The organism is Campylobacter taeniopygiae (assembly GCF_005406225.1).
GTDB lineage: Bacteria > Campylobacterota > Campylobacteria > Campylobacterales > Campylobacteraceae > Campylobacter_D > Campylobacter_D taeniopygiae.
Genome location: NZ_NXLY01000069.1, coordinates 1 through 498 on the forward strand (window position 1 = coordinate 1; position 498 = coordinate 498).

The following is a 498-nucleotide window of genomic DNA, read 5'->3' on the forward strand; positions in this document are numbered from 1 at the left end:
ATTCAAGCAAAGTAGATTTTTGCCCTGTGTGAAATTCAGGATCTAGGTATTGAGGCTTATAATCGATATAAGGAGAAGTTCTTAAGATATGATCAGCTTCAAACAAAGCTTTAGAATATTCTTGGGTGTATTTGCCTGTGGGTTTAGCATTTCCTGAAAAAATAATTTTATTAGTATCTTTATATACATCCATTATCAATCCATTAGGGGTATAAATTTCATAAGTTTCACTCATTTTTATCCTTTCATCCTATATATAAACCATCTTCTATGATTATAGTAGTAGCTAATCTACCTATAAAATGAGGCTGGGTTTTTTGAGATTGTTTGCTTTCGGTTACACTTTCTGTATCCTCCTCATTTCCCTCCTCACTACCTCTACTTGCATTAGAAGTTTTATCTTTATTTCCATTTATCCCTATATACATAGCTTTAAGATTGTTTTGTCCTATGATATTAAGCTTTTCTAATAATCTTCTAGCCTTATTTTTATCTTCT

General features: G+C 30.9%; 2 pseudogenes. Both read right to left on the bottom strand.

Going from position 1 to position 498, the window contains the following annotated elements:
- Positions 1-235: pseudogene (locus CQA75_RS08975) on the bottom strand (hypothetical protein); the annotation flags it as partial.
- 10 nt (positions 236-245) lie between these two features.
- Positions 246-498: pseudogene (locus CQA75_RS08980) on the bottom strand (hypothetical protein); the annotation flags it as partial.